Raw genomic sequence first — 15,720 nt, 5'->3', positions numbered from 1 at the left:
GGGGAACTGTAATCATTCACGGTATGGCGCAACCGTCCGTTCTCACCGCCGACAATGGGCTTCCGTCCGGAGTGCAGGGAGCCTGCGACTCACGGTTCCTGAATGTGATCCGCGCATTCGCCGGGCTATACCCCGGACGCATGTTCGGCGGCGGAGCGCTGTCGGTCTACATCGACGGCCGGCAGGTGGTCGATGTATGGACGGGATACTCCGATCGCAAGGGTGACGTGCCCTGGACCGCCGACACCGGTGCCATGGTGTTCTCCGCGACAAAAGGGTTGGCGGCCACCATCATTCATCTGCTCGTCGACCGCGGGATGCTTGCCTACGACGAGCCGGTCGCCACGTACTGGCCCGAGTTCGGGGTCAACGGCAAGGACGAGATCACTGTCAGCGACGTGTTGCGGCATCGCGCGGGACTGTCCCACCTCAAAGGCGTCGACAAAGACACCATCATGGACCACCTGCGCATGGAGGAACGCCTGGCCGCGGCCCCGGTGGACCACGCACACGGCAAGATGGCCTACCACGCCATCACCTACGGATGGTTGCTGTCCGGGCTGGCCCGCGCGGTGACCGGCAAAGGGATGCGAGAACTGTTCCGTGAGGAACTCGCGCGCCCGCTGAACACCGACGGTCTGCACCTGGGGCGCCCGCCGGCCGAGTCACCCACCAAGGCTGCGCAGACGCTGTTGCCTCAGGCCAAGATTCCGACCCCGCTACTGGACTTCATCGCGCCCAAGGTGGCGGGGCTGTCGTTCTCCGGCCTGCTCGGATCCATCTATTTCCCGGGCATCATGGGGATGCTGCAGGATGACATGCCGTTCCTCGATGGTGAACTGCCGGCGGTCAACGGGGTGGTGACCGCGCGTGCTCTCGCCAAGACGTACGCGGTGCTGGCCAACGACGGCGTGATCGACGACACCAGGCTGCTGTCGTCGGAAGCGGTGGCCAGCATGAAGGGCAAAGCCGAGCTGTGGCCGGATCTGAACCTCGGTCTGCCGTTCACCTACCACCAGGGTTACCAATCATCGCCGGTGCCAGGCTTTTTGGAGGGCTACGGCCACATCGGGCTCGGCGGCACCGTCGGTTGGGCCGATCCGGAATCTGGCAGCTCGTTCGGCTACGTGCACAACCGGCTGCTGACGCTGCTGCTGTTCGACGTCGGGTCATTCGCCGGGCTGGCCCCGCTGCTGACCAGCGCCGTCAACACGGCGCGCAATGAGGGACCGCTGGAGGTGCCGCACTTCGGTGCGCCGTTCTATGACCCGGACGAGCAGGAACCCGCCGCTGGGGAGTGACGGGCGCCCCGACAGCTGCGCGAGCGTGCGCAGTTGGACGGCGACACGCCGGTGCGGGTGGCATTGTGCGCACCCTCGTCACACCGAAAACATGGCCGCCCGCGCCCGGTGACAGGTAACCAGAACCACACCCGCGGGTGCCCGGCTCGCCTCGACAAGGTTTATAGACTGCGGGCATGAATGGCGGCGTCCGGTCCGGGCAGGCAGTGCGCGAAGGCCTGCTGCAGATCGAGGACTGTCTGGACGCCGACGGCAACATCGCGTTGCCACCGGAAACCACCCTGATCTCGTTGATCGACCGCAACATCAAGTACGTCGGCGGGGAGATCGCCTATCGCTTCCTCGACTACACCGGATCGGGGGAGGGACGCGCCCTCGAAGTGACCTGGGACCGGTTCGGGGTCCGGCTGCGCGCCATCAGCGCACAGATCCAGCAGCTAGCCGGTCCCGGCGACCGGGTGGCCATCCTGGCGCCACAGAGCATCGACTGGGTGGCCGGCTACTACGCCGCGATCAAAGCCGGCTCCGTGGCGGTGCCGCTGTTCGCCCCGGAACTGCCCGGCCATGCCGAACGCCTGCAAACGGCGCTGCGGGATTCGCGGCCGTCGGTCGTCCTGACCACCGCCGCGGCCCGGGCGGGTATCGAAGACTTCCTGGCCACGCTGCCCGACCTGCCCAAGCCGGCGGTGCTCGTCATCGACGAGATACCCGACTCGGCGCAGGAGTCGTTCGTCCCCGTCCACCTGGATATGGACGCCGTGTCATATTTGCAGTACACCTCGGGAGCGACCCGCCCGCCGATCGGCGTCGAGATCACCCATCGAGCGGTCGCCACCAACCTGGCCCAGATGATCCTGTCGATCGACCTGCTGAACCGAAACACCCACGGCGTCAGCTGGTTACCGCTCTACCACGACATGGGCCTGTCGATGATCGGCTTTCCCACGGTGTACGGCGGACACACCACGCTGATGTCGCCGACCGCGTTTGTGCGACGACCGCAGCGGTGGATCCAGGCGCTGTCGGACGGGTCGCGGACCGGACAGGTGGTGACCGCGGCGCCGAACTTCGCTTATGAATGGGCGGCCCAACGGGGACGCCCAGCCGACGGCGACGACGTCGATCTGAGCAATGTCGTGCTGATCATCGGTTCGGAGCCGGTCAGCATCGACGCTGTCGACGCATTCAACAATGCGTTCGTGCCCTTCGGATTACCGCGCACGGCGTTCAAACCCTCCTATGGCATCGCCGAGGCGACGCTGATGATCGCCACGATCGACCACGACGCCCAGACGTCCGTGGTGTATCTGGACCGCGAGCGGCTGGGAGCGGGCGAGGCCGTTCGGGTCGCCGCGGACGACCCGAAGGCGATGGTCCACGTGTCGTGCGGTCAGCCCGCGCGAAGCCTGTGGGCAGTGATCGTCGATCCCGACACCGGTGCCGAGTTGCCGGACGGCCGGGTAGGCGAACCATGGCTGCAGGGCGACAACGTCGGGCGCGGCTACTGGGGCCGGCCCGAACAGACCCGCGAGACCTTCGGCGCCAAACTGCGATCGGTGCTGCCGGACGGCAGCCACGCCGCCGGCGCGCACATCGACGGAAATTGGTTGCGCACCGGCGATTTGGCGGTGTACCTGGATGGCGAGATCTATGTCGTCGGCCGGATCGCCGACCTGGTGACGATCGATGGACAGAATTACTATCCGCAGGACATCGAGGCCACCGTCGCGGCGGCCTCGCCGATGGTGCGGAAGGGATACGTCACGGCATTCGCGGTGCCCGAGGCTGACGGTCAAGGCCTGGTGGTCATCGCCGAGCGCGCAACGGGCACCAGTCGCGTCGACCCGAAAACCGCGGTCGAGGCCATCCGCGTGGCGGTGCAGGAGCGGCACGGATTGTCCCTCACCGACGTGCGTTTTCTGCCCGCTGGCGCGATTCCTCGCACTACCAGCGGCAAGCTGGCGCGGGTGGCCTGCCGGGCCGCATACCTCGACAATGTTCTGGGCAGTCATTAGTCGCCATCCACTGGCCGGTGGCACCGTCCCAGTATGTTCGGGGGATTGAATCCAGCGCAGCGGCCCAACAGCTCATCAAGGTCCGCGCTGGGTGACACGATGGTGCGATGCCCGTCGTGCCTGAACTCCCCGGTTTCGGATCTGAGGATGCACCGGATCTCGCGGGCTATCCGGCTACCGCACCGCCACTGCCGCCTCCCGTCACCTTCGACCAGCACTGGTCGAATCTGACGTTTGTGCATTGGCCGGTGAACCCGGACGGCATCGCCCACCTTTACCCGCCGGGGACACGTCCCGACGTCTTCGCCGACGGAAACACTTATGTCGGACTGGTCCCGTTCGCCATGGCCGGCACGAAACTCGGTACCGCGGTACCGCTTCCATACTTCGGCCGGTTCCTCGAGACGAACGTCCGGCTCTACTCGGTCGACGATGCCGGGCGGCACGGGGTGCTGTTCCGGTCGCTCGAAACCGCCCGGCTGGCGGTCGTGCCCGTCACCCGCATCGGCCTGGGCATCCCGTACACCTGGGCGAAAATGCGAATGACCCGCTCGGGCAACCAGATCACCTACCACAGCGTGCGGCGCTGGCCGCGGCGCGGGCTACGCAGCCTGGTGACTGTCAACGTCGGTGAGGTGATCGAGCCGACACCGCTGGAAGTGTGGCTCACTGCCCGGTGGGGAGCCCACACCCGCAAGGCCGGCCGTACCTGGTGGGTTCCCAACGAACACGACGCATGGCCGCTGCGGGTGGCCGAGGTCGTGGAACTACGTGACGAACTCGTCGCCGCGGCGGGTGTCACGTCGTGCGGCGATCGGTTACGGGCGGCGTATTCCGCCGGCGTTCGAACATTTTTCGGCCGGCCCTGCCTGGTTCAGTAGGACAGCACACGGAAATGCCCACGGGGACAGTTGCCTTCGATGCCGCTGAACGGGTCGTCGTCGAATTCTCGCCAGTCCCAGTGCTTCCCGCAGTAGCACGCCGGGCAGTCGGGACAGTGAAAGGGCGCGTAGGCGTAGCCCATTCGGTAGAGGGCCGCGGCGTCGGCGTCCGCGATCGCGTACACCAGCCATTCCACGCTCTCGCTGGAGACGGGGTGCGTGGCGGCGCCGAAGAACGTGTCCACCAAGAGGGCCGCCTGCCAGCCGGGCCGTTCCAGCACGTCGAGTTCGACCAGCGCCTGCAGCGCCGGCCTGGTGTCGTCCGCCAGCGCGTCGGCAGGGGTGACGAACCGGACGCTGCCCGCCGGTTCGCCGCAGACTGCGCAGGAGAATTGGGCCGCGCCCGGCTCAGGGGCAGGTGTAGCCACCGTCGATCACCACATCGGAGCCGGTCATGTAGCTCGAAGCCGCGCTGGCCAGGTAGAGGTAAAGACCGGTGAGTTCCTCGGGCCGGCCGATCCGTCCCATCGGGATCTTCGGCTCCCACTGGCGGTGGTACTCCGCCAGCGGTTCGACGAGTTCGGTGAGGATGTAGCCCGGGCTGACGGCGTTGACCCGGATGTCATACGGGGCGAACTCGACCGCCATGGCCTTGGTCAGGTGAATTACCGCCGCCTTGGAGGCACAGTAGTGGCCCACCTGCTGCGGAATGTTGATGATGTGCCCCGACATCGAGGCGGTGGTGATGATCGACCCGCCCCGTCCCTGGCTGATCATCGCCTGGGCCGCGGTCCGCGCGGTCAGGAAGACGCCGGTCACATTCGTGCTCTGAATTCGCTCGAACTCCTCGAGCGACATGTCCAGCATCGGCGTCACCGACACGATGCCGGCATTGCACACGGCGATGTCGATGCCACCCAGCTCCGCGACGACCGTGTCGACCATGGCGCTCACCTGCTCTTCGCGGGTGACATCACAGGCGATGGGCACCGCCCGTCCGCCCGCCGCCGCGATCTCGTCGGCCAATTGCTCCAGGGCGTCCAAATGCCTTGCCGCGACTGCTACTTCGGCGCCGGCCTCGACGTAAGCCAGGGCCACCTTCTTGCCGATGCCGCTGGATGCACCCGTCACCAGGGCCCTCTTGCCGCGCAGGTCGAACAGGTCCAAGACGCTCATACGCTCTAGTGTGTCCGGTATGGGCAAGTTCGCCAAAATAGAGATCGAAGAAGCTGTCAACCACTACACCGAGGTCGCCGCGGGGTGTTCCGCGTCCGGGGACTGGCGCCCTTTCGCGGACCTCTTCACCGAAGACGTCGTCTACACCGAACACCACTATGGAGTCTTCCATGGCCGTGAGGCGGTGCGCGAGTGGATCGTCGACGTGATGGCGCCGTTTCCGCACATGCGGTTTCCGTCGGAGTGGATCGCCTTCGACGAGGACAACGACGCCGTCGTCATCATGATCAAGAACCTCCTCGACCATCCGACCGATCCGAACGGCGAGCCGTTCTGGTTCCCGAACTGGACCCGGTTGGTCTACGCCGGTGACGGATTGTTCTCCAGTGAAGAGGACATCTACAACCCGAACCGCGATGCGCCGCGGGTGGTCGCGGAATGGATGCGCGCGGGCGGCAAGCTTGCCACCGACAAAATCGCCGCACCCAAAGCCTGACCGGATACGGGTCCCGCTTCTAGGTCGAACTACCCACCGGTTGCCGCTTGCGCCGCCGGGATCGAACCGCCGAAATGGCCTGTTCCCAGGCCAGCAGGGTGGCGGCCTTGAGGTTGGCCGGCTTCAGGCTGTCCTTGGACAATAAAGCGGTTGCGGCGGCCTTGGTGCTCACCGATGCCTTGGACATGTGGCCCGAGTCGTACGGAGGCTGCGGGTCGTATTCGATGGCCAGCTGGATCGCTTTCGCGCGGCCCTCGCCGCCGATCTGCCCGGCAAGCCATAGCCCGAGGTCGATGCCCGCCGATACCCCGGCGCTGGTGATTACCTTGTCCTGGTGCACAATCCGCTCGTCATCCACCGGGATGACGCCGAACGTCTTCAGCACCGGCAGCGCGACCCAGTGCGAGGTGGCGCGCTTGTCCTGCAGCAACCCGGCGGCGGCCAGGATCACCGAACCCGAACACACCGAGGTGGTCCACGTCGCGGTCTGGTGGACCTGACGCAACCACTCGAGCAGTTTCTCGTCGCGGGCATGCACCGGAGTCGCCGGGCCACCCGGCACCAGAACCACGTCGGGCGAAGGCGTTTCGGCCAGGGAGTGGGTGGCGCCCAGTACCAGTACCCCGGAGTCGGCGGTGATCGGTCCGGGTTCGTGCCAGACGAACCGCACGTCGGCGTCCGGTAATTGGCGCAACACCTCATAGGGGCCGATCATGTCCAGGGCGGTGAATCCCGGGTAGGCCACGAAGGCGATCTGGGTCATCGGTGTGCTCCTCACTGGTGGTTATCAGGCGAAAGCCTTGCGGTACTGGTCGGGCGGGATGCCGATCCGGCGAATGAAGTTGCGGCGCATGGTTTCCGCCGTGCCGAAACCGCAGCGCGAGGCGATCGCCACCACCGTGTCGTCGGTCTCTTCCAGTTGTCGGCGCGCGGCTTCGGTGCGGATGCGTTCCACGTACTGACCCGGCGCCTCACCGACCTCTTCGGTGAACACCCGGGTGAAATGGCGGGGGCTCATCGCGGCCCGCCGCGCCAGTTCGTCCACGCTGTGCACCGCACCAGGTTCGGACTCGATGGCTTCCTGGACATCACGGATGGACGTCCGCTTGGCCCGCGGCATCCAGACCGGCGCGGCGAACTGCGTCTGTCCGCCGGGCCGGCGCAGGTACAGCACCAGCCAGCGGGCCACCGTCTGCGCAACCTCGGTGCCGTGGTCGTCCTCGACCAGCGACAGGGCGAGGTCGATCCCCGAGGTGACACCCGCGGCGGTCCAGATCCGTTCCCCGCTGCGCAGGAAGATCGGGTCGGGGTCGACGTCGATGGACGGGAATTCCTCGGCCAACCGGTCGGCGAAGGCCCAATGGGTGGTGACGCGCTGGCCGTCGAGCAGTCCCGCCTCGGCGGCCAGGAACGCGCCCGTGCAAACGGTGACAACGCGACGCGCCGATCGGGAGATCGCCTTCACCCAGTCGATGAACTCCCGGTCGGTGCGCGTCGCATCGATCCCGGCGCCACCGGGTAGCACGACGGTGTCGACCGGTTCTCGAGGGTCGGGGAGTGGGGCCGCGTTGAAGCTGAGGCCGGTCGGGGTGCTCACGGGCTGTCCGCCGGGGGAGGCGACGATCACCTCGTAGCCACCTTTGGTCAACAGGGCAGCGCCGGTGAAGACCTCATACGGTCCCACCACGTCGAGCGCCTGCACACCGGGGAAGCCGGCAATGACCACCTTGCGAGCCATGGAGCCAGTCTCGGCCACCGTCGTCGTGGCGTCTACGCCCTGCACCCCACGAATTAGGACATCACGACGAGCGGCGCTGCGGGTTCGACGCCGGACCCGGGCAAGAACCGCACTGCGCTTCTTGGCAGACTGTGCGCATGGCACAGATAACCTTGCGCGGAAATGCGATCAACACCGTCGGCGAGCTTCCCGCCGTTGGATCCCCGGCCCCTGCCTTCACGCTGACCGGCGGCGACCTGGGCCCGGTCAGTAAGGACCAGTTCGCCGGGAAAGCTGTGCTGCTGAACATTTTTCCGTCGGTGGACACCCCGGTGTGCGCGACCAGTGTGCGGACCTTCAACGAACGGGTCGCCGGGACCGGTGCAGCCGTGGTGTGCGTCTCCAAGGACCTGCCGTTCGCACAGAAGCGATTCTGCGGCGCCGAGGGCATCGAGAACGTCAACGTCGCATCCGCGTTCCGGGACAGCTTCGGTGAGGACTACGGCGTCACCATCGCCGACGGCCCGATGGCAGGTCTGCTGGCCCGTGCGGTCGTGGTGATCGGCCCCGACGGCAACGTCGCGCACACCGAACTGGTGCCGGAGATCGCCCAGGAGCCCGACTACGACGCGGCGCTCGGCGCCCTGCAGTCCTAACCCGGTAGCGCCGCGCAGACCGCCGCACGAAGCTCAAGCGGCGGGTGGGCGGTGACCGGGCAGCCGGCGAGCATGAACCCGCCGACGGCCGTCATCACCACGCCCAAAGCCACCCGGACCGCCAGCGTTCTCTGTTTGTCGGTCATCTCGGCTCCTCGGGTCGGTTGCAGCGAAATGCTAGCGTCGCGCCCCCTCGCCGGGAATAGCTGTTTCGAAATTGCTGGGAACTTCTTATATTCCTGGTGGAACTCGAAACACATTGATGGCGAACATGATTCATGCCAAGTACGTTGACAACCGCTGACCCATTCCGCGGTCTGCGATCGCATGTCAACTTCGCGGACTTCCCCGTCGCGGTTTCGGGAAATCAACGACGGCGTGGACGTCATGGGCCTCACAATCCCGCGCGGTCGGCAAGTAGCGCCCGGTGCTGCGCACTGCTGCCGAACAGCGCTTGGGTGGTCTTGGCTCGGCGAAAGTACCGGTGCAGGCGGTGTTCCCAGGTGAACGCGATGCCGCCATGGATCTGGATGGCGGATTCGGCGCACTGCACAAACGTGTCGGCGGCCTGCGCCTTCGCCAGTGGCGCCGCGATCTCCAGCTCCTCGCCGCTGGAGGCGCTCATGGCCGCGAACATCACGGCAGCGCGGGTGGCGTCGATCTCGACCAGCATCTCAGCGCACATGTGCTTGACCGCTTGGAAAGAGCCGATCGGCCGGTCGAATTGGGTGCGCTGGCGCGCATACTGGACGGCCGTCTCGAGGCAGGCTTCCGCGCCGCCGAGCATCTCGGCCGCGAGCAGCACCCGGGCGATGTCCACGACCGGCAACAGGCCCCCGGGCCGGCCCGCCCACAGCGCATCGGCGGGCACCTGACTCAGCCGCAACCGCGCGAGGGGCCGGGTGATATCGAACGACGGCAGCCGCTCGACCGTGAGGCCGGGTGCATCGACCCGTACCAGGAAGGCGGTGATTTCACCGAGGGATGCGACGGCCGGCACCACGAATACGTCGGCGACGTGACCGTGCAGCACCGGTGTGCACGTGCCGGTGAGCAGGGTGTGCCCGTCCCGTCGTTCGGCTACCACGGTCGCGCCGCTCGCCGCGCCGGGGCCCCAGGCGCCGAACGCCGCGATCTGCGCACCGGACAGCAGGTCGGCGAGCAGTTCTTTGCGCTGCTCCTCGTCGCCGAGTCGCAGAATTGCTTCGACCGCAAAGGCGTTGGTTGCGAACGGAACTGGGGCAAGTGCTCGGCCGAGCTCGGTGCACGCGATGGCGGTGTCGACGAGGGTGGCGCCGGCGCCACCGTACTCGGCCGGGATGTGCAGGCCGGGCAGTTCGAGTTCACCGCACAGCCGGTGCCACAGCGCGGCGTCGTATTCCTCAGCACTGGGGCGCTGCAGGAACCCGCGCAGCACCGCGCGGAACTCGTCCTGCTCGGTGCTGTATTGAAAGTCCATGTCAGCGCGGCAATCCGAGAAGTTTCTCGCCGATGACGTTGCGCTGGATCTGCGAGCTGCCGGCATAGATCGTCGCGGCGCGGGAGTACACCAACTCGTCCATCCAGCATGCGGGGGAGTTCGGCGTGCCGGCTTCGGGCACCACCCGCGCTGCGCCGTTACCCGGCCCGTCCGGGCTCAACGCGTCGAGCCCCAAGATCTCTGCGGCCAGATCGGTGTAACGGCGAAAGTATTCGCTCCAGATGACCTTGCTGATCGCGGCATCGGCGCCGGGCAGCTCGCCGTTCAGCGCCGAAGTCAGGCCGCGGTAGCCGCGGTAACGCATGATCTGCACGCGGGAGAAGCACCATGCCAACCTATCTCGGATACGCGGCTCGGCGTTCAGGCCGCGTTCGCGCGCGAGGTCGCACAACCGCTGCAGGTCGCGACCGAACTCGAGGGCGACCGTCGTCACGGCTGAGCCGCGCTCGAACCCCAGCAGCGTCATCGCGGTCGCCCACCCGTTGCCGACCCCACCCAGCACATTGCCCGACGCCGTGCGGGCATCGGCGCAGAACACCTCGCTGAAAGACGAATGGCCAGCGGCGTTGACGATCGGCCGGACGAGGATGCCCGGCTGATCGATCGGCACCAGCAGCAACGACAACCCCTTGTGCTTGGGCACGGTCGCGTCCGTGCGCGCCAACAGGAAGATCCAATTCGCTGTGCCACCGGCCGAAGTCCATATCTTCTGGCCGTTGATCACCCATTCGTCGCCGTCGAGCACCGCACGGGTGCGCACAGCCGCCAGGTCCGACCCGGCGTCGGGCTCGGAGAAGCCCTGGCACCAGCGGTCCTCGCCGGACAGGATGCGCGGCAGGAAATGCGCCTTCTGCTCCTCGGACCCGACGGCGATCAGCGTGTTGCCGAGCAGATCGATGCCGAGCAGGTCGTTCTCGGCGCGTTCCGGGGCGCCCGCCCGGTTGAACTCCTCGGCGAGCACCACCTGTTCGAGGGGGGAGAGGCCACCGCCGCCATACTCTTTGGGCCACGACACCGCCACCAGTCCGGCGGCGGCCAGCGACTGCCGCCACCGGGCGGCGAAGTCCTCGCGCTCATCGGGTGCAAGGGCCCCGAGGCCGGACCAGCCGACCGGCAACCGATCGGCCAGGAACTCCCGGATGCGATGGCGAAAAGCCCCGACCTCCGGCGGATACGTGATGTCCACGTCGCGGGCCCCTCAGGGCCGCTGCTTGTCGGCCGGAAGGATTTCGGGAGCGCCGCGCCAGTCGTCCAAGCCGTACTCGACGGTTCCGTAGGACAGCTGTCCGCCGGTCACCTCGGCCCAGTGGGCGTGGTTGAGCTGATGGATCTTGAAACACCCGTCCAGGGCCGTCGTGAAACCCATCGCGTCGACGGTCTGGTTTACCGACTCCTTGATGAGCAGCGCCGCCAGCCTCGGCACCTTGGCGACTCGGCGAGCGAATGCGATTGTGCTGTCCGTCAATTCGCCGGCGGGAAACACCTTACTGACCATCCCGAGCCGGTGGGCCTCATCGGCGCCGATCGAGTCGCCGGTGAGCAGAAGTTCCTTCGCCTTACGCGGCCCGAACTCCCACGGATGGCCGAAGTACTCCACGCCGCACATGCCCAGCCGGGTACCGACGACGTCGGCGAACACAGTGTCCTGGCTGGCCACGATCAGGTCGCAGCACCACGCGAGCATCAGGCCCGCCGACAGCACCGTCCCGTGGACCTGGGCAATCGTGATCTTGCGCAGGTTGCGCCACCGTTTGGTGTTCTCGAAGTAGTAGTGCCACTCCTGGCGGTTGCGCGACTCAACGCCGCCGAAGCTGCCGCCATTGCATTGGTAGCTGGGGTGCTGGTCCGGTCCGGGCGTGCGCTCGCGAACGTCGTCGGCCGAGCCGAGGTCGTGTCCGGCCGAGAATGCCGGGCCCGCGCCGCGCAGGATCACCACGCGGACGGCGTCGTCCGCCTCGGCGAGCTCGAACGCGGCACCGAGTTCCACCAGCAGTCCGCGGGTTTGCGCGTTTCGCTGCTTCGGCCGGTCCAGCGTGATTGCCGCGATCCGGCCGTCGTCGATCGTCTCGTAGCGCAGGAACTTGAAGTCGGTTCCGGGCCGCTCCCCATTGGGCCGGTGATCGATCGAACTCACCCCGGTAACGCTCATAACGGCTCCTCGCTGCTCAATGCACACGGCGAACGCGTGACCCGTGCGAGATTACGCGCGCATTCCGCATTATGTCCATAGCCAGTACGCGTTGTTAGCGGGTGGATCGGAAAGAATCACCAAGCAAAAAGGCTCTTGTGTACAACGAAGTATCTTGCTAGTACTGTGATAGACCTACAGACAGGCCGACCTGGCACCCGACGACGAAGGGTTAACGATGGAGATCGGAATCTTCCTGATGCCGGCCCATCCACCGGAGCGCACCCTGTACGACGCGACCCAGTGGGATCTCGACATCATCGAGCTGGCTGACCAGCTCGGGTATGTGGAGGCCTGGGTCGGCGAACACTTCACCGTGCCGTGGGAGCCGATCTGCGCGCCGGATCTGCTGCTGGCGCAGGCGCTGCTGCGAACCAAGAACATCAAGGTCGCACCGGGCGCACACCTGCTGCCCTATCATCACCCGGTCGAATTGGCGCACCGCGTCGCGTATTTCGACCACCTCGCCCAGGGCCGCTTCATGCTTGGCGTAGGCGCCAGCGGTATCCCCGGCGACTGGGCGCTCTATGACGTTGACGGCAAGAACGGTGAACACCGCGAGATGACCCGCGAAGCGCTGGAGATCATGCTGCGCATCTGGACCGAGGACGCACCCTGGGAACATCGCGGAAAGTATTGGAACGCCAACGGGATCGCGCCGATGTTCGAGGGTCTGATGCGGCGCCACATCAAGCCGTTCCAGAATCCGCATCCGCCCATCGGTGTCACCGGCTTCAGCGCGGGCTCCGAGACGCTCAAGCTGGCCGGCGAACGCGGTTACCTGCCGATGAGTCTCGACCTCAACACCGAATACGTTGCCACGCACTGGGATGCGGTACTCGAAGGCGCCGAGCGCAGCGGCCGCACGCCGGACCGCCGCGACTGGCGGCTGGTACGCGAGGTGCTGGTGGGCGAGACCGACGAGCAAGCCTTCCGTTACGCCGTCGATGGCGCGATGGGGCGCGCCATGCGCGAGTACACCTTGCCGACCTTCCGCATGTTCGGCATGACCAAGTTCTACAAGCACCACCCGTCCGTCGCCGACGACGACGTGACCGCGGAATACCTCGCCGAGAACACGTTTGTGGTCGGTTCCGTCGAGACTGTGGTCGACAAGTTGGAGGCCACCTACGATCAGGTCGGCGGCTTCGGCCATCTGCTGGTGCTCGGGTTCGACTACCGGGAGAACCCCGGTCCCTGGAAGGAATCGCTGCGACTGCTGGCCGAGGAGGTCATGCCCAGACTCAACGCCCGCATCGCCCGCAAGCCAGTCGCGTTGGTCGTCTAGCGGTGTCGGTCATGCCGGTTCGCCAGGTCACCGTCGGCTATTCGGACGGGACGTGCAAAATCATGCCGGTCCGGCCGGACCAGACGATGCTCGATGCCGCCGAGGAGCACGGCGTCGCCATCGTCAACGAATGCCAGAGTGGGATCTGTGGCACCTGCGTCGCTTCATGTACCACCGGCACGTATGAGATGGGACGCACCGAGGGCCTGTCCGATGTCGAGCGTGCCGCCCGAAAGATCCTGACTTGTCAGACGTTCGCCACCTCGGATTGCCGCATCGAGTTGCAGTATCCGGCCGACGACAACGCCGCGCTGTTGGTCACCGGTGACGCGCTGGTGAGTGGAGTGGAGCTGATATCGCCCAGCACCGCTCTGCTGCGCGTCGACATCTCGGGCTGGGGAACAGCGCTGCACTACAAGGCCGGCCAATTCGCGCAGCTACAGGTGCCGGGCACCGACATCTGGCGCAACTATTCCTACGCCCACCCGGCCGACGGCGGCGGGGAACTGGAATTCATCATCCGGTTGCTCCCCGACGGAGTGATGTCGAACTATCTGCGCGACCGCGCCAAGCCAGGGGACCGAATCTCCTTGCGATGCAGCAAGGGCAGCTTCTACCTGCGGCCCGTGGCGCGGCCGGTGATCCTGATCGCGGGCGGCACCGGTCTCTCGGCGATCCTGGCGATGGCGCAGAGCCTGAGTGCTCACACTTGCCAGCCGGTCTACCTGCTCTACGGAGTGACCGACGCCGCGGATCTGTGCAAGCTCGATGAACTCAGGGAATTACAGCATCGGGTCGCCGCCGTGGACGTGCGCGTCACCGTGGTCGAGTCCAGCGACGGGTGGGATGGGCGCACCGGACTGGTCACCGACCTGCTGGACGAGCAGATGCTGGCCGGTGGCGACGCCGACGTCTACCTCTGCGGCCCGGCGCCGATGGTTGAGGCCACCCGAAGCTGGCTGGGCGACAACGGGTTCCACCGCGTCGGGTTGTACTACGAGAAGTTCGTTCCCAGCGGGGCGGCGAGAAGCCGCACCCCGGTCCGGCTTGATCAGGCCCGACTCGATGTCGATGACATCAGGCGGCGCGGTCGTGGTACCGCCGTGATCATCGGCGGCAGCATCGCCGGAATCGCCGCGGCGAAAGCGTGTAGCGAGACCTTCGAGCGCGTCATCGTGCTGGAACAAGACGACGCACACCGGCGCCGCGAAGGCCGGCCCGGCGCGGCTCAGGGCTGGCATCTGCACCACCTGCTCACCGCCGGGCAGATCGAATTGGAGCGTTTCTTCCCAGGCATTGTCGACGACATGGTCCGCGAGGGCGCGTTCAGGGTCGACATGGCCGCGCAGTACCGGATCAGGCTGGGCGGGTCGTGGAAGAAACCGGGCACCAGTGACATCGAGATCGTCTGCGCCGGAAGACCGCTGCTCGAGTGGTGCGTGCGGCGCCGGCTCGACGGGGAGCCACGAATCGACTTCCGTTACGAGTCCGAGGTGACCGACCTAATACTCGACCGCGCGAACAACAGCGTCATCGGCGTCGCAGTGGGAGAGGACGCCCAGGTCATTCCCGCTGAGTTCGTCGTCGACGCGTCGGGCAAGAACACCCGGGTGCCGGAGTACCTGGAGCGCTTGGGTATCGGCGCGCCGGAAGTCGAACAGGACATCATCAACTGCTTCTACTCGACCATGCAGCACCGTGTTCCGCCCGAGCGGCAGTGGCAGGACAAGGTGATGGTGATCTGCTACGCCTACCGTCCCTTCGAAGACACCTATGCCGCGCAGTATTACACCGACAGTTCCCGCACGCTGCTGTCCACGTCGTTGGTGGCCTACAACTGCTACTCCCCGCCGCGGACGGCGAAGGAGTTCCGTGAGTTCGCCGATCGGATGCCGTCGCCCATCGTGGGCGAGAACATCGACGGGCTGGAACCGGCGTCGCCGATCTACAACTTCCGTTACCCGAACATGCTGCGCCTGCATTACGAGAAGAAGCGGAACCTGCCCCGCGCACTGGTGGCGGTCGGAGACGCCTACACCAGTGCCGACCCGGTCTCGGGATTGGGAATGAGTCTGGCGCTCAAAGAGGTTCGCGAGATGCAGGTGCTGCTGGCCAAATACGGTCCGGGGCACCGGGAGCTACCGCACCGCTACTATCGCTCGATCGCCAAGATGGCCGACACCGCCTGGTTCGTGATCCGTGAGCAGAATCTGCGGTTCAACTGGATGAAGGACGTGCAGAAGAAGCGTCCGTTCTACTTCGGCGTCCTGACCTGGTACATGGATCGTTTGCTGGAACTGGTGCACGACGACCTCGAAGCGTACCGGGAGTTCCTGGCCGTGGTCCACCTCGTCAAACCGCCGCTGGCGCTGATGAAACCGGGCATTGCGTCACGAGTGCTCGGCAAGTGGGCCCGCACCCGGCTGTCCGGCGAGAAGACACTGATCGCACTGAATTACCAAAATCGGCCCATACCAGCCGAACCCGCCGACCAGCTGGTCGGCGCCAGCAGACCATGAGGG

15 protein-coding genes are annotated in these 15,720 nt (G+C 66.3%); 7 read left to right on the top strand and 8 right to left on the bottom strand.

Annotated elements, in window-relative coordinates:
• The first annotated feature begins 23 nt into the window (after positions 1-23).
• From lipD to A5645_RS03760, 3 genes are all read left to right on the top strand, one after another.
• A complete protein-coding gene (lipD, locus tag A5645_RS03770; protein ID WP_065128513.1) occupies positions 24-1,301 on the top strand; it encodes a lipase LipD in 1,278 nt (425 codons plus the stop codon).
• 176 nt (positions 1,302-1,477) lie between these two features.
• Complete coding sequence (locus tag A5645_RS03765) at positions 1,478-3,316, top strand: fatty acyl-AMP ligase (RefSeq protein WP_065128512.1); 1,839 nt, start codon at positions 1,478-1,480, stop codon at positions 3,314-3,316.
• 107 nt (positions 3,317-3,423) lie between these two features.
• On the top strand, positions 3,424-4,197 hold the full coding sequence (locus A5645_RS03760; protein ID WP_065128511.1) for a YqjF family protein: 774 nt from the start codon (positions 3,424-3,426) through the stop codon (positions 4,195-4,197).
• Here the strand turns inward: A5645_RS03760 and A5645_RS03755 are convergent.
• The gene (locus A5645_RS03755; RefSeq protein ID WP_065035643.1) at positions 4,191-4,625 is read right to left on the bottom strand and encodes a hypothetical protein; all 435 of its coding nucleotides are present in this window, start codon (positions 4,623-4,625) and stop codon (positions 4,191-4,193) included. The two genes, A5645_RS03760 and A5645_RS03755, sit on opposite strands and share 7 nt — an antisense overlap.
• The gene (locus A5645_RS03750; RefSeq protein ID WP_065128510.1) at positions 4,606-5,373 is read right to left on the bottom strand and encodes an SDR family oxidoreductase; all 768 of its coding nucleotides are present in this window, start codon (positions 5,371-5,373) and stop codon (positions 4,606-4,608) included. The genes A5645_RS03755 and A5645_RS03750 overlap by 20 nt, the downstream gene beginning before the upstream one ends.
• A 19-nt stretch (positions 5,374-5,392) precedes the next feature.
• Here A5645_RS03750 and A5645_RS03745 point away from each other — a divergent pair, with 19 nt between their 5' ends.
• The gene (locus A5645_RS03745; protein WP_065128509.1) at positions 5,393-5,869 is read left to right on the top strand and encodes a nuclear transport factor 2 family protein; all 477 of its coding nucleotides are present in this window, start codon (positions 5,393-5,395) and stop codon (positions 5,867-5,869) included.
• A gap of 19 nt (positions 5,870-5,888) precedes the next feature.
• On the opposite strand, the gene A5645_RS03740 is transcribed toward A5645_RS03745, so the two are convergent.
• Positions 5,889-6,632, bottom strand: coding sequence for a DJ-1/PfpI family protein (locus tag A5645_RS03740; protein WP_065035640.1), 744 nt, complete (start codon positions 6,630-6,632; stop codon positions 5,889-5,891).
• Between the two features lie 24 nt (positions 6,633-6,656).
• A complete protein-coding gene (locus A5645_RS03735; protein ID WP_065035672.1) occupies positions 6,657-7,607 on the bottom strand; it encodes a GlxA family transcriptional regulator in 951 nt (316 codons plus the stop codon).
• Positions 7,608-7,744: 137 nt separating this feature from the next.
• Between A5645_RS03735 and tpx the strand changes: the two genes are divergently transcribed.
• Positions 7,745-8,242 (top strand): thiol peroxidase, encoded by a 498-nt coding sequence (gene tpx, locus A5645_RS03730; RefSeq protein WP_065035639.1) that lies wholly within the window; start codon positions 7,745-7,747, stop codon positions 8,240-8,242.
• On the opposite strand, the gene A5645_RS27510 is transcribed toward tpx, so the two are convergent.
• The 4 genes from A5645_RS27510 to A5645_RS03710 all read right to left on the bottom strand — a co-directional run bounded on the left by A5645_RS27510 (position 8,239) and on the right by A5645_RS03710 (position 11,871).
• Positions 8,239-8,388 (bottom strand): hypothetical protein, encoded by a 150-nt coding sequence (locus tag A5645_RS27510; RefSeq protein WP_155767830.1) that lies wholly within the window; start codon positions 8,386-8,388, stop codon positions 8,239-8,241. The genes tpx and A5645_RS27510 overlap by 4 nt on opposite strands.
• Before the next feature lie 248 nt (positions 8,389-8,636).
• A complete protein-coding gene (locus tag A5645_RS03720; protein WP_065128507.1) occupies positions 8,637-9,701 on the bottom strand; it encodes an acyl-CoA dehydrogenase family protein in 1,065 nt (354 codons plus the stop codon).
• A gap of 1 nt (position 9,702) precedes the next feature.
• Entirely contained in the window at positions 9,703-10,908 is a 1,206-nt protein-coding gene (locus tag A5645_RS03715; protein ID WP_065128506.1) for an acyl-CoA dehydrogenase family protein, read from the bottom strand.
• Between the two features lie 12 nt (positions 10,909-10,920).
• Positions 10,921-11,871 carry an enoyl-CoA hydratase gene (locus tag A5645_RS03710; protein WP_065128505.1) on the bottom strand — a complete coding sequence of 317 codons (951 nt, stop codon included), beginning with the start codon at positions 11,869-11,871 and terminating at the stop codon, positions 10,921-10,923.
• 217 nt (positions 11,872-12,088) lie between these two features.
• On the opposite strand from A5645_RS03710, the gene A5645_RS03705 reads away from it, so the two are divergent.
• Both A5645_RS03705 and A5645_RS03700 read left to right on the top strand, forming a co-directional pair.
• Positions 12,089-13,198 (top strand): LLM class flavin-dependent oxidoreductase, encoded by a 1,110-nt coding sequence (locus tag A5645_RS03705; protein WP_065035634.1) that lies wholly within the window; start codon positions 12,089-12,091, stop codon positions 13,196-13,198.
• A gap of 11 nt (positions 13,199-13,209) precedes the next feature.
• Positions 13,210-15,717: an FAD-binding oxidoreductase gene (locus A5645_RS03700; RefSeq protein WP_065128520.1), complete on the top strand. Its 2,508-nt coding sequence runs from the start codon at positions 13,210-13,212 to the stop codon at positions 15,715-15,717.
• Positions 15,718-15,720: the final 3 nt, after the last annotated feature.

The organism is Mycobacterium asiaticum, assembly GCF_001673635.1.
GTDB lineage: Bacteria > Actinomycetota > Actinomycetes > Mycobacteriales > Mycobacteriaceae > Mycobacterium > Mycobacterium asiaticum_C.
The sequence above is the reverse complement of the archived record's forward strand: the minus strand, read 5'-3'. Positions and strand labels throughout refer to the sequence as shown.

Bases quoted from the DNA above. Each gene is read 5' to 3' on its own strand.
- A5645_RS03720 (WP_065128507.1), bottom strand. From the start codon at position 9,701: ATGGACTTTCAATACAGCACCGAGCAGGACGAGTTCCGCGCGGTGCTG.
- A5645_RS03735 (WP_065035672.1), bottom strand. From the start codon at position 7,607: ATGGCTCGCAAGGTGGTCATTGCCGGCTTCCCCGGTGTGCAGGCGCTC.
- A5645_RS03710 (WP_065128505.1), bottom strand. From the start codon at position 11,871: ATGAGCGTTACCGGGGTGAGTTCGATCGATCACCGGCCCAATGGGGAG.
- A5645_RS03700 (WP_065128520.1), top strand. From the start codon at position 13,210: ATGCCGGTTCGCCAGGTCACCGTCGGCTATTCGGACGGGACGTGCAAA.
- tpx (WP_065035639.1), top strand. From the start codon at position 7,745: ATGGCACAGATAACCTTGCGCGGAAATGCGATCAACACCGTCGGCGAG.
- A5645_RS03705 (WP_065035634.1), top strand. From the start codon at position 12,089: ATGGAGATCGGAATCTTCCTGATGCCGGCCCATCCACCGGAGCGCACC.
- A5645_RS03765 (WP_065128512.1), top strand. From the start codon at position 1,478: ATGAATGGCGGCGTCCGGTCCGGGCAGGCAGTGCGCGAAGGCCTGCTG.
- A5645_RS03740 (WP_065035640.1), bottom strand. From the start codon at position 6,632: ATGACCCAGATCGCCTTCGTGGCCTACCCGGGATTCACCGCCCTGGAC.
- A5645_RS03745 (WP_065128509.1), top strand. From the start codon at position 5,393: ATGGGCAAGTTCGCCAAAATAGAGATCGAAGAAGCTGTCAACCACTAC.
- A5645_RS03750 (WP_065128510.1), bottom strand. From the start codon at position 5,373: ATGAGCGTCTTGGACCTGTTCGACCTGCGCGGCAAGAGGGCCCTGGTG.
- A5645_RS27510 (WP_155767830.1), bottom strand. From the start codon at position 8,388: ATGACCGACAAACAGAGAACGCTGGCGGTCCGGGTGGCTTTGGGCGTG.
- lipD (WP_065128513.1), top strand. From the start codon at position 24: ATGGCGCAACCGTCCGTTCTCACCGCCGACAATGGGCTTCCGTCCGGA.
- A5645_RS03760 (WP_065128511.1), top strand. From the start codon at position 3,424: ATGCCCGTCGTGCCTGAACTCCCCGGTTTCGGATCTGAGGATGCACCG.